The organism is Nocardioides sp. (assembly GCF_964228225.1).
Taxonomy (GTDB): domain Bacteria; phylum Actinomycetota; class Actinomycetes; order Propionibacteriales; family Nocardioidaceae; genus Nocardioides.
The window spans coordinates 1-12689 of sequence record NZ_CAXQZB010000031.1; the positions used below are offsets into that span (position 1 = coordinate 1).

General features: G+C 73.9%; 10 protein-coding genes, 1 tRNA gene and 1 pseudogene. 1 reads left to right on the forward strand and 11 read right to left on the reverse strand.

The genetic code is table 11. The features are described 5' to 3' along the window. From ACERUJ_RS07355 to argS, 11 genes and pseudogenes are all read right to left on the reverse strand, one after another. Positions 1–456, reverse strand: a pseudogene (locus ACERUJ_RS07355) (class I SAM-dependent methyltransferase); the annotation flags it as partial. Continuing rightward, on the reverse strand, positions 453–1526 hold the full coding sequence (gene prfA, locus ACERUJ_RS07360) for a peptide chain release factor 1 (RefSeq protein WP_370247844.1): 1074 nt from the start codon (positions 1524–1526) through the stop codon (positions 453–455). The gene prfA and the pseudogene ACERUJ_RS07355, both read right to left, overlap by 4 nt. A 97-nt stretch (positions 1527–1623) precedes the next feature. Beyond that, a complete protein-coding gene (gene rpmE, locus ACERUJ_RS07365) occupies positions 1624–1842 on the reverse strand; it encodes a 50S ribosomal protein L31 (protein WP_370247845.1) in 219 nt (72 codons plus the stop codon). Between the two features lie 72 nt (positions 1843–1914). Next, entirely contained in the window at positions 1915–3555 is a 1641-nt protein-coding gene (locus tag ACERUJ_RS07370) for a sensor histidine kinase (protein WP_370247846.1), read from the reverse strand. A gap of 129 nt (positions 3556–3684) precedes the next feature. After that, entirely contained in the window at positions 3685–4059 is a 375-nt protein-coding gene (locus ACERUJ_RS07375; RefSeq protein WP_370247847.1) for a response regulator transcription factor, read from the reverse strand. After that, a complete protein-coding gene (gene rho / locus ACERUJ_RS07380; protein WP_370247848.1) occupies positions 4059–5852 on the reverse strand; it encodes a transcription termination factor Rho in 1794 nt (597 codons plus the stop codon). The genes ACERUJ_RS07375 and rho overlap by 1 nt, the downstream gene beginning before the upstream one ends. 155 nt (positions 5853–6007) lie before the next feature. After that, positions 6008–6928, reverse strand: coding sequence for a homoserine kinase (thrB, locus tag ACERUJ_RS07385; RefSeq protein WP_370247849.1), 921 nt, complete (start codon positions 6926–6928; stop codon positions 6008–6010). A 19-nt stretch (positions 6929–6947) separates the two neighbouring features. Continuing rightward, entirely contained in the window at positions 6948–8036 is a 1089-nt protein-coding gene (thrC, locus tag ACERUJ_RS07390) for a threonine synthase (protein WP_370247850.1), read from the reverse strand. Continuing rightward, a complete protein-coding gene (locus ACERUJ_RS07395; protein ID WP_370247851.1) occupies positions 8033–9343 on the reverse strand; it encodes a homoserine dehydrogenase in 1311 nt (436 codons plus the stop codon). Before ACERUJ_RS07395 ends, thrC begins: the two co-directional genes overlap by 4 nt. Positions 9344–9403: 60 nt before the next feature. Further along, positions 9404–10795 (reverse strand): diaminopimelate decarboxylase, encoded by a 1392-nt coding sequence (gene lysA, locus ACERUJ_RS07400; protein ID WP_370247852.1) that lies wholly within the window; start codon positions 10793–10795, stop codon positions 9404–9406. 10 nt (positions 10796–10805) lie between these two features. After that, a complete protein-coding gene (argS, locus tag ACERUJ_RS07405; protein WP_370247854.1) occupies positions 10806–12476 on the reverse strand; it encodes an arginine--tRNA ligase in 1671 nt (556 codons plus the stop codon). An 85-nt stretch (positions 12477–12561) separates the two neighbouring features. On the opposite strand from argS, the gene ACERUJ_RS07410 reads away from it, so the two are divergent. Next, positions 12562–12634, forward strand: a tRNA-Arg gene (locus ACERUJ_RS07410). Positions 12635–12689 lie beyond the last annotated feature (55 nt).

The following is a 12689-nucleotide window of genomic DNA, read 5'->3' on the forward strand; positions in this document are numbered from 1 at the left end:
CTCGGCCCACGCCAGTGCCCCCGGGTCGAGCTCCACCGCGACGACGCGGGCGTGCGGCGCCTCGGCGGCCACCGCGGCCGCGATCGCCCCCGACCCGGTGCACAGGTCCAGCACGAGCGGTCGCTCCAGCCCGGCGGCGGCCTCGATCGCCCAGCCGGCGAGCAGCTCGGTCTCGGGGCGCGGCACGAAGACCCCGGGGCCGACGGCCAGCTCGACGGTGCGGAAGGCGGCCGTGCCGAGCAGGTGCTGCAGCGGCTCGCGCGCGCAGCGGCGCACCAGCAGCTGCTCGAACCGGTCCGCGTCGTCGGCGGCGACGACGTCGACCAGCATCAGCGCGCCGCGGGAGACCCCGAGGACGTGGGCGAGCAGCCAGGCGGCGTCGGCGTCGGGGCTCGCCACGCCGGCGCGCGCGAGCCGCTCCCCCGCCCCCCGCAGGAGCGAGCGCGCGCCGCTCACTCCTCGAGCGCGGCCAACCGCGCCGCCATGTCGGCGTCCAGGCAGGAGTCCAGGACCGGCTGGAGGTCGCCGTCGAGCACCTGGTCGAGGTTGTAGGACTTGTAGCCGGTGCGGTGGTCGGAGATGCGGTTCTCGGGGAAGTTGTAGGTGCGGATGCGCTCGGAGCGGTCGACCGTGCGGATCTGGCTGCGGCGGGCGTCGCTGGCCTCGGCGTCGGCGGCCTCCTGGGCGGCGGCGAGCAGCCGGGCCCGCAGGATGCGCAGGGCCTGCTCCTTGTTCTGCAGCTGGCTCTTCTCGTTCTGGCAGCTCACGACGATGCCGGTGGGCACGTGGGTGATCCGCACGGCGGAGTCGGTGGTGTTCACGCTCTGCCCGCCCGGCCCGCTGCTGCGGAAGACGTCGATGCGCAGGTCGTTCTCGTCGACGGTGACCTCGACCTGCTCGGCCTCGGGGAACACCAGCACGCCGGCGGCGCTGGTGTGCACCCGCCCCTGAGACTCGGTGACCGGGACGCGCTGCACCCGGTGGACGCCGCCCTCGAACTTGAACAGGCCGTACGGCGCACCGCCGGGCTCGGTGGTGCCGCGGGCCTTGATGGCCACGGTGACCGACTTGTAGCCGCCCAGGTCGGACTCGGTGGCGTCGAGGACCTCGACGGCGAAGCCGCGCCGCTCGGCGTAGCGGGTGTACATCCGCAGCAGGTCGCCGGCGAACAGCGCCGACTCCTCCCCGCCCTCCCCGGACTTGACCTCCAGCAGGGCGTCCTTGCCGTCGGCGGGATCGCGCGGCACCAGCAGCCGGCGCAGCCGCTCCTCGGCCTCGGGACGCCGGGCCTGCAGCTCGGCCAGCTCCTCGGCGAACGCCGGGTCCTCCGCCGCGAGCTCGCGGGCGGCCTCGGCGTCCTCGCCCAGTCGCTGCCACTCGCGCCACGCCGCGAGGATCGCGCTCAGCTCGGCGTAGCGCTGGTTGAGCTGCTTGGCCAGGCGGGCGTCGGCATGGGTCTCGGGGGCGGACAAGCGCGACTCGAGATCACGGTGCTCGGTGAGCAGACCCTCGACGGCCTCGAACATGGGGCTCCTGCGGGTGCGGCGAGACGGGACGGGACACAACAGCGAAGCGCCGGCCCCGCACCCCGACGGGGGCGCAGGACCGGCGCTCGCGATACCGCTACTTGGCGGCCTGGCTCTTCTTGTAGCGAGCCTCGAAGCGGGCCACGCGGCCACCGGTGTCGAGGATCTTCTGCTTGCCCGTGTAGAACGGGTGGCACTGCGAGCACACGTCGGCGTGGAGCGTGCCCGACGTCGCGGTGCTGCGGGTGGTGAACGACGCGCCACAGGTGCAGGTGACCTGGGTGACGACGTACTCGGGGTGCGTGTCCTTCTTCATGACTGGTGTCCTCTCTGGGCGCCGGGTCGTCCGCGCGGGATGCGTGACGTGAACCGGAGCCGACCCTGGATCCTAGACAACGTCGGGACGGTCCCGGTAATTCCGGGTCGCGCCCACGGCGCCGGCCTGCCCGGCCTGCTCGGCACGCCGGTCGGCCAGCGAGACGGGGGGCGGGACCGGTGGCCCGGGCTCCCCCTCCGGCCCCTCCAGCCCCTCCAGCCCGTCGACGCGGGTGGGGGTCAGGCGCAGGCGCACGAGCACGCTGGTGCCCTTGCCCTCGACCGAGGAGATGATGACGTCGCCGGAGTGGCGGTCGATGATCGTCTGCACGATGCGCAGCCCCAGGCCGGTGCCGGCGATCTCGTTCGACATCGCGTTGGAGGCCCGGAAGAAGCGGGTGCCGAGGCGATCGATCTCGGTGCGCGGGATGCCGATGCCGTCGTCCTTGACCTCGACCTCCACGCGGGTGCCGGCCCGGCGCACGCGCACGGCGACGCGGCCGCCGTCGTGGCTGAACTTCACGGCGTTGCTGAGCACGTTGAGGAAGGCGCGGTAGAGCATCGCGCGGTCGCCGACCACCGGCAGCGGGGTGTCGGGGGCGGAGACGTCGACCACGATGCCGCGGCGCGAGGCCATGATCCGCACGTCGGTGACGGCGTCGGCCACCAGCGCCACGACGTCGGCGGTCTCGTCCTGGGTGCCGCCCCGGTTCTCCGCCGCCGACAGCGCGAGGAGGTCGTCGATGAGCGCGCGCAGGCGGGTGACGTTGCGCCGGGTGGCGTCCAGCATCCGCTGGTGGCGGTGGTCGAGGCGATCCTCGAACTCGTCGGCCACCATCTCCAGGTAGCCGCTGATGGTGGTGAGCGGGGTGCGCAGCTCGTGGGAGACGTTGGAGACGAAGTCGTCCTTGGCGGAGTCGAGCACGTGCAGCTCGTCCTGGATCCGGCCCTCCACCGCGCGGGCCCGGGACTGGGCGTCGGCGAAGTCGTTGAGGACCCGGGCCACCGCCCGCAGCTCCTTGGGCCCCCGGTCGGCGTCGGCCCGGGCCTCGGGGTCGCCGCGCAGCATCCGCCCCACGACGCGCTCGAGGGCGTTGAGGGGGGTGGAGAGCTCGGCGAGCAGGGAGGTGCGGGCGCGGCCGATGAGGATCCAGGTCGTGCCGAGCAGGAGCAGCACCAGCCCGATGGTGACCTCCAGGCGCAGCCGGCCGGCGTCGTCGGCCCGCGACCGGGCGGCGAGCACGGACTCCTGCACCACGTCGGAGGTGCCCCGGGTCTGTGCCAGCAGCTGCTGACCCTCGGCGAAGCGGACCGGGCGGAACGTGCCCTCGCCCCCGGGGGCCGCCATCCGCGGATCGCCGTAGCGCAGCACCCACTCCTCGACCGAGGCGCTGAAGGCCAAGGCGTCGGTGGTGAGGTCGCCGGACCCGGCGACGGCGTCGCGCAGCTCCTGGAGGTCCTCGCGCAGCCGCCCCCGCAGCGACTGGTAGCGGCCCTGCTGTCCCACCACCCCGCTGGCCGCCCAGGCCTGGACGGCGTCGGCGAGGCCGGCGAGGTCGACGAGCACCTCGTCGTGGTGGATCTCGATGCGCTCGTACGCCTCGGCGCGCTCGTAGGCGGCGCGCGCGGAGGCGACTCCGGCCACCGAGACGACCGCGAGGACGGTGACCATGAGCCCGATCAGCCGCGTCGCGGGGGTGACGAGCTGGGACACCGGGCGTGCCGGTGTCGGGTACGGGCTGGCCACGACTCACCCCCGTCCGTCGTCTCTCACCACCGGAGCCTGGGCATCCCGTGCCCGAGAGTATCGAGCGCACGAGGTTCCGGCGCGGGATCGCCGCTTTCAGCCCCGATCGCGCTGCAGCAGGGCGTCCACCCGGGCCGCCAGCTCCCGTGGGCTGAACGGCTTGGTGATGTAGTCGTCGGCGCCGGAGTCGAAGCCGGTCTCGACGTCGGACTCCTGCGCGCGGGCGGTGAGCAGGACCACCGGCAGGTCGTGGAGCGCGGCCTCGGAGCGGATGATGCGGATGGCCTCGAGCCCGGAGATGCCCGGCATCATCACGTCGAGCACGACCAGGTCGGGGCGTCGGGCCCGGCAGGCCGCGAGCGCGGCCTGCCCGTCCCCGACGGCCTCGATGTCGTGCCCCATGCTCGAGAGCTTGAACTCGACGAGCTCGCGGATGTCCGCGTCGTCGTCGGCCACCACGATCCGCGCCATCAGCCGGCGCCGACCGCGAGGTCCTCGGTGCGCAGCTGGCCCAGCAGCTCGATGTTGCTCTGCGTGGCGCGCACGCGCGCGAGCAGGGCCTCCATGCCCGCGGCGGGAGGCGCGTCGGCGAGGGTACGGCGCACGCTGGTCAGGATGGCACGCTCCTCCTCGGCGAGCAGCAGCTCCTCGCGACGGGTGGCCGAGGCGGGCACGTCGACGGCCGGGTGCAGCGCTCGGGCGGCGAGGTCGCGGCGCAGCCGGACCTCCGCGCTGGCGGTGCCGGCCAGCTCCTCGAGGATCGCCTGGTCCAGGCGCGACATGCTCTCCGCGATCGCCGTGGCGACGATCGTGAGCGACCCGGCGTTCTCCACGGTGCGGGCGGCACCGAAGAACGCCTTCGGGGCGAGGAGCGCGGCGGCGTCGACCCCGTCGGCCGAGCCGCGACCGGCGGCGGCCGCCGCGAGGTGGTGAGCGCGACCGAGGCGGGTCAGGCCGTCGGCGAGCAGCACAACGTCGTGACCGAGCTCGACCAGGCGCTTGGCGCGCTCGATCGCGAGGTCGGCCACGGCGGTGTGGTCCGACGGCGCGCGGTCGAAGGTCGAGGCGATGACCTCGCCCTTGACCGAGCGCTGGAAGTCGGTGACGTCCTCGGGGCGCTCGTCGAGCAGCAGCACCATCAGGTGGCACTCGGGGTTGTTGCGGGTCAGCGAGGACGCCACCGCCCGCAGCAGCGACGTCGTGCCGCTCTGGTGGGGCGCGGTCACGAGCACGCGCGAGCCCTTGCCCAGCGGGGCCGCGAGGTCGAGGACCCGGCCGACGACGTCGCCGCGCTCGGTCTCCAGCCGCAGCCGCTGCGTCGGGTGCACCGGCACCAGCCGCGCGAACTCGGCCCGGGTGCGGGCGGTGTCGGGCTCGTGACCGTTGACGGTGTCGATGCGCACCATCGGGTTGAACTTCTCCCGCCGCTCCCCCTCGCGCGGCTGGCGGACCTGGCCGACGACGGCGTCGCCGCGCCGCAGGCCGAACTTCCGCACGATCGAGAGGGAGAGGTAGACGTCGTCGGGACCCGGGAGGTAGCCGCTGGTGCGCACGAAGGCGTAGTTGTCCAGCACGTCCAGGATGCCGGCCGCCGGCACGAGGACGTCGTCCTCGAGCACGGTGGTGTCGGGCTCGTTGCGGTCCTGGCGGGCGTTCTGGTTGCCCTGGCCGCCCTGGTTCTGGCCGCCCTGGTTCTGGTTGCCCTGGTTGCCCTGGCCCCCCTGGGTCTGGCCGCCCTGGGTCCCCGGACCGGCGGCACCGGTGCGGTTGCGGTCACGGCCCCGCCGCCGGCGCGCCCGACGGCTCTCCCCCTCGCCGGGCTCCGCACCGCCGTCCTCGGCGTCGTCACGGGTCTCGCGGGCCTCGGGCGCCTCGACGGCCGGCGCCGCCTCGGCCGCCTTGGTCGACTTCTGGTCCTGCTTCGGAGCCTGCTGCTTGGCGGGCTTCTCAGCAACGGGCTTCTCGGCAACGGGCTTCTCGGCCGCCGGCTTCTCCGTCGCCGGCTTCTCCGCCGCCGGCTTCTCCGCCTTCGTCGCGGCGGCCTTGCGCGGGGCCTTCGCCGGCTTGTCGGGGGCACCGGCGGCGCTGCTGGAGCGCGCACCCTGGATGGCCTCGACGAGCTGGGCCTTCTTCATCGAGCCGGCGCCGCGGATGCCCATCTCGGCGGCGACCTTCTTCAGGTCCGCGAGGAGCATCGAGTTCAGGCTGCCGCCGCGTGCGCGGGGCGCCGAGCCGGCGTCGGGGGCTTCGGGGGTCTGGGTCACGTGAGTCCTTCACGTTCGTGGCCGCCCCGAGCACCTCAGGGACCGGCCGATGGCCGTGGCGGCTGCCGCGGGGCCCGATCCGGGGAAGGAGCGCGATGCCGCCGGTGCCGCACGCGCGGAGACGCTCCGCGCGGGCTCAACGTAGCACCCTCCGGTCAGCCGGCCTCGACCCGTACACCGGCGCCGTCCACCGCGAGGTGGTGACGCACCCAGCCGGGCGGGCAGTGGGCCAGCACCTTGTGCAGGTCGGGCGCCGAGCCGGCGTCGGGGGCGGAGGTGAAGGCGAGCACCGTGGGACCCGCTCCGGACACCAGCGCGGGCACGCCGTCGGCGCGCAGCCGGTCGATGAGGGCCAGGCTCTCGGGCATCGCGGGACGCCGGAACTCCTGGTGGAGGTGGTCGCGGGTGGCGCGCAGCAGCTGGTCCGGACGGCCCCCGAGCGCGCGCACCAGCAGCGCGGTGTTGCCGGCGTTCGCGGCCGCCGCGGCGTGATCGACGCGGGCGGGCAGCAGGCCCCGGGCGACCGCCGTCCGCACCCCGGTGGGCGGCACGAAGACGACGGCGCCGACCCGCGGGTCGACGTCGCCGGGCACGGAGTACCAGCCGTCCTCGTCGCGGCCCGAGATCGTGAAGCCGCCGAAGCAGGCGGGGGCGACATTGTCGGGATGCCCCTCGAGGTCGGCGGCGAGCGCGAAGAGCGCCTGATCGTCGAGCAGCAGGGTGCCGCCGGCCACCAGGGCCCGCGCGAGCGCGAGACCGCCCACGATCGCGGCCGAGGAGGAGCCCAGCCCACGGGCGTGGGGCACGACGTTGGTGCACGAGAGCCGCAGCCCCGGGGGCTGCGCGCCGAGGGCGTCGAAGGCCGCGCGCATCGAGGACACCACGAGGTGGCGCTCGTCGCGCGGCACCCCGTCGGCGCCCGCGCCGCTGACCTCGACCACGAGGCCCTCCGGCAGCACCTCCGCCTCGAGCTCGTCGCGCAGGTCCAGCGCCAGGCCGAGGGTGTCGAATCCGGGGCCGAGGTTGGCCGAGGTCGCGGGCACGCTGACCCGCACGGGGCCGTCGACGAACGTCACTTCGGGAGCTCCGGTGGGGTCAGCGCAGGCCGGCGGCGGCTGCGGCGGCGTCGACGTCGGCGTCGACGACGGTGTCGACCAGCGGGCCCACGCCCTCCAGGGCGGTGGCGGTGTCCTTGAGGCCGTGGCCGGTGACGGTGATGACCACGGTGCTGCCGGCGTAGGAGTGCCCGGCCTCGAGCCGCTGCAGGAGCCCGGCGACGCCGGCCGCGGAGGCGGGCTCGACGAACACGCCGTCGTGGCTGGCCAGGCGGTGCTGCGCGGCGAGGATCGCCTCGTCGGTGACGGCCTCGAACAGCCCGCCGGACTCGTCGCGCGCCGCGATCGCCAGCGACCACGAGGCGGGGTTGCCGATGCGAATGGCGGTGGCCTTGGTCTCGGGGTGCGGGAACACCTCACCGGTGACCAGCGGCGAGGCGCCGGCGGCCTGGAAGCCGTGGATCACGGGGCGCTTCGTGGCGCGGCCGAGGTCGGCGTACTGCCGGTAGCCCAGCCAGTAGGCGGAGATGTTGCCGGCGTTGCCGACCGGCAGCAGGTGGTAGTCGGGGGCGTCGCCGAGGAAGTCCACGATCTCGAAGGCCGCGGTCTTCTGGCCCTCCAGGCGCACCGGGTTGACCGAGTTCACCAGCGCCACCGGGTAGTGCTCGGCGAGGCCGCGGGCCATGGTGAGGCAGTCGTCGAAGTTGCCGCGCACCATGATCACCTGGGCGCCGTGCACGATGGCCTGGGCCATCTTGCCGGCCGCGATCTTGCCCTCCGGCACGAGCACGAGCGGCTTGAGGCCGGCCTTGGCGGCGTAGGCCGCCATCGCCGCGGAGGTGTTGCCGGTGGAGGCGCACACGACCGCCTTCGCGCCCTCGTGCTTGGCCACCGACATGGCGGCGGTCATGCCGCGGTCCTTGAAGGAGCCGGTGGGGTTGTTGCCCTCGACCTTGAGGTGCACCTGCGCCCCGGAGAGCCCCGAGAGCCACTCCGAGTGCACCAGCGGAGTGCCGCCCTCCCGCAGGGTGACGGCCTCGACGCCCTCGGGCAGGTCGAGCAGGTCGCGGTACTCCTCGATGACGCCGCGCCACTGGTGGGTCCGGGTGCTGGTCGTGGTCGCGCTCATTCGTCGGCCCCTTCCACGCGCATCACCGAGGTGACCTCGCGCACGATCTCCATGCCGCGGAGGTGGTCCACCGTGGCGCTCAACTGGGCATCGGTCGCGGCGTGCGAGACCACCACGAGCTGGGCGTCGTCGTCGCGCCCCTCCTGCCGCACGGTCTGGATCGAGACGCCGTGCTCGGCGAAGGCCTGCGCCACGCTGGCCAGCACACCGGCACGGTCGTCGACGTCGATGGCGACGTGGTAGCGCGTGCGGGTCAGGCCCATGGGCAGCACGGGACGGTCGGCGTAGGCCGACTCCCCCGCGCCGCGGGTGCCGGCGCGCCGGTTGCGGGCGACGGTCACGAGGTCCCCCAGCACGGCGCTCGCCGTCGGTGACCCGCCGGCGCCGGGGCCGTAGAACATCAGCTGGCCGGCGGCGTCGGACTCGACGAACACCGCGTTGTAGGCCTCCCGCACGCTGGCCAGCGGGTGGCTGCGCGGGATCATCGCGGGGTGCACGCGGGCGGCGACCGCCTCCTGCGTGGGGTCCTCGGGGTCGGGACGCAGCTCGCAGATCGCGAGCAGCTTCACGACACAGCCCATCTCGCGGGCGGAGGCGACGTCGGCGGCGCTGACCTCGGCGATGCCCTCGCGGTGCACGTCGGCGGCGGTGACCCGGGAGTGGAAGGCGAGCGAGGCCAGGATCGCGGCCTTGGCGGCGGCGTCGAAGCCCTCGACGTCGGCGGTGGGGTCGGCCTCGGCGTACCCGAGCTCCTGGGCCTCCCCGAGGGCCTCGGCGAAGCCGCTGCCCTGGGTGTCCATCTTGTCCAGGATGAAGTTGGTGGTGCCGTTGACGATGCCGAGCACGCGGGTGACGCGGTCGCCGGCCAGCGACTCGCGCAGCGGGCGCAGGATCGGGATCGCCCCGGCGACGGCCGCCTCGTAGTAGAGGTCGCGACCGGCCTTCTCCGCGGCCTCGAACAGGGTGGCGCCGTCCTCGGCGAGCAGGGCCTTGTTGGCGCTCACGACCGAGGCGCCGTGCTCCAGCGCGCTCAGGATGAGGCTGCGGGCGGGCTCGATGCCGCCGATCACCTCCACGACGACGTCGACGTCCTCGCGCGCCACCAGGCCCGCGGCGTCGGTGGTGAGCAGGCCCGCGGGCACCTCGACCTCGCGAGGGGAGTCGAGCCGACGCACGGCGACCCCGACGAGTTCGACGGGGGCACCGACCCGGGCCGCGAGGTCGGCCGACTGCTCGAGCAGCAGTCGCACGACCTGCGACCCGACCGAACCGCAGCCGAGGACGGCGACCTTGACCGGAGAGCTCACCGGGTCAGCCTATCGGCGCCGGGCCCGCGCCCGTGCCAGGACGCCCCACCGCGGACGTCCCTACCCGACGTCGGTGGCCAGCAGGTCCTCGACGGTCTCGCGGCGCACGACCACGCGCGCCTGACCGTCGCGCACCGCGATGACGGGCGGACGCATGGCGTGGTTGTAGTTCGAGGCCATGGAGCGGCAGTAGGCCCCGGTGCCCGGCACGGCGAGGAGGTCGCCGGGGGCGAGGTCGGCGGGCACGAACTCGTCCCGCACCACGATGTCGCCGGCCTCGCAGTGCTTGCCGACCACGCGGGCCAGGACCGGCGGCGCCGTCGAGCCGCGCGAGGCCAGGGTGCAGGAGTAGTCGGCGTCGTAGAGGGCGGTGCGGATGTTGTCGCTCATGCCGCCGTCGACGCTGACGTAGGTACGCACCGCGCCGCCGTCGAGGCTGACCGGCTTGACGGTGCCGACGGTGTAGACCGTGCACATCGCCGGTCCGACGATCGCCCGGCCGGGCTCGATCGAGAGCTGCGGCACCGCCACCCCCAGCGCGCGGCACTCGTGCTCGACGATCGAGGTGAGGCCGGCGGCGAGGTGGGCGGGCTCGGCGGGCTCGTCCTGGCTGGTGTAGGCGATGCCGAAGCCGCCACCGAGGTCCATCTCCGGCAGGGTGACGCCGAGGTCGTGGGCGACGCGGGCGTGGAGCCCGAGCACGCGTCGGGCCGCGACCTCGAAGCCGGAGGTGTCGAAGATCTGGCTGCCGATGTGGGAGTGCAGGCCCACGAGCTCGAGGGCGGGCTGGGCCAGCACCGCCTCGACGGCCTTCCAGGCGTCGCCGCCGGCGATGGAGAACCCGAACTTCTGGTCCTCGTGGGCGGTGGCGATGAACTCGTGGGTGTGCGCCTCGACGCCCGCGGTGACCCGGATCATCACCTTCTGGCTGCGCCCGAGGTCGGCGGCGACGCGGCCGAGCCGCTCGATCTCGGCGAAGGAGTCGACCACGATCTTGCCGACGCCGGTGGCCACGGCGCGCCGCAGGTCGGGGTAGCTCTTGTTGTTGCCGTGGTAGCCGAGCCGGGCCGGGTCCACCCCGGCCCGCAGCGCCACGGTCAGCTCTCCGTCGGAGCAGACGTCGAGGTACAGCCCCTCCTCGACGACCCACCGGGCCACGGCGGTGCACAGGAACGCCTTGGCCGCGTAGTAGACGTGGTAGCCGGCGAACGCGTCACGGAACGCCGCGGCGCGTGCGCGGAAGTCGGCCTCGTCGAGCACGAACGCCGGGGTGTTGAAGTCGGCCACCAGGTCGGCCACCGGCACGCCGCCGATCACCAGCTCGCCGTCGCGCTTGTGGGCGGTGCTGCTCCACAGCCGCGGGACGAGGGCGTTGGGGTCGGCGGGCTCGCGCAGCCAGGACGGTCCGCGCAGGGCGCCGGGCGCGTGGGCCCAGCCGGCTTCGTGCGTCATCGGGGTCCCCTCACATCTGCTCGGGCGCGGAGACGCCGAGCAGGCCGAGTCCGTTGGCGATCACCTGACGGGTGGCGTGCACCAGCACGAGCCGGGCGAGGTTGGCCGGCCCGGCGGGCTCGTCGCCCTGCGGGAGCATGCGGCACTCCTTGGTGTCGTACCACTTGTTGAACACCGAGGCGGTGTCCTCGAGGTAGCGGGCGATGCGGTGCGGCTCGCGCAGCTCCGCGGCGCTGGCCACCACCCGCGGGTACTCGGCCAGGGCGCGCAGCAGCTCGCCGTCGCGCTCGTGGTCGAGCAGGGCGGGGTCGAAGTCCTCCCCCGGCAGGGTCATCCCGAGATCGGCGGCGTTCGCGCTCATCCGGCAGGTGCGGGCGTGGGCGTACTGCACGTAGTACACCGGGTTGTCGTTGCTGGCCCGGGTGATCTCGGCGACGTCGAGGGTGAGCGGCGAGTCGGCCGGGTAGCGCGCCAGGGAGTAGCGCAGCGCGTCGACGCCGATCTCGTCGGCCAGCTCCTCCAGGGTCACGATCGTGCCGGCCCGCTTGCTCAGCTTGAGCTCCTGGCCGTCACGCAGGATCTTCACCAGCTGACCGATCAGCACGTCGAGCGTCGCGTCGGGGTCGTCGCCCACGCAGGCCGCCATCGCCCGCAGCCGGCCGACGTAGCCGTGGTGGTCGGCGCCGAGCAGGTAGATGCAGTGCTCGAAGCCGCGCTCCCGCTTGTTCAGGTAGTAGGCGGTGTCGGAGGCGAAGTAGGTGAGCTCGCCGTCGGACTTGATGAGCACCCGGTCCTTGTCGTCGCCGAAGTCGGTGGTGCGCATCCACAGCGCCCCGCCCTCCTCGTAGACGTGGCCGAGGTCCTTCAGGCGCGCCAGGGTGTCGGGCACCGAGCCGGACTCGTGCAGCGAGAGCTCGGAGAACCACACGTCGAAGTGGGTCTGGAAGCGCTCCAGCTGCTCCTGCTGCTGCCGCAGCTGGAGGTCGTAGCCGATCTGCCGCACCGCGGCCCGCCGCTCGTCGCCGGGCAGGTCGAAGACCTCGGGGCTCACCTGCCGCACGGCCGTGGCGAGGTCGTCGATGTAGCCGCCGGCGTACCCGCCCTCGGGGGTCGGCTCGCCGAGCGCGGCGGCGATGATCGAGTCGGCGAAGTGGTTCATCTGCACGCCGCGGTCGTTGATGTAGAACTCGCGCGTGACGTCGGCACCCGCGGCGCTGAGCACCCGGCCGATGGCGTCACCCAGCACGGCCCAGCGGGTGTGGCCCAGGTGCAGCGGTCCGGTGGGGTTGGCGGAGATGAACTCGACGTTGATCCGCTGGCCGGCCAGCGTGGTGGTGTGGCCGTAGGACTCCCCCGCCGCCACGACCGCCGCCGCCAGCGCGCCCTGCGAGCCGGCGTCGACGGTGATGTTGAGGAACCCCGGGCCCGCCACCTCGACGGCGGTGATGCCCTCGGCCCCGCGCAGTCCGGCGGCGACGAGCTCGCCGAGGGCCCGCGGGTTCGTGCCGGCCTTCTTGGCCAGCTGCAGGGCCACGTTGGTCGCCCAGTCGCCCTGGCCCTTCTGCTTGGGTCGCTCCACCGTCACCTCGGTCGGCACGCCGTCGGGAAGGACGACGTCGCCGGCCGCCACGAGAGCGGTCAGGACGTCGACCACGGTGGTCGAGAGCTGCGCGGGAGTCACGCACGGATCGTATCGGCGGGCACCGGTTTCCCTCGCGGCAGATACGACCGGTAGTGTGCGGACCCGCGTCACACCACGGCGCGACGCCTCCGTAGCTCAGGGGATAGAGCACTGGTTTCCGGTACCAGGTGTCGCAGGTTCGAATCCTGCCGGAGGCACAGATCCGGATCTCATCGCGCGAACGGCCGGGCCCTTCGGGGCCTGGCCGTTCGT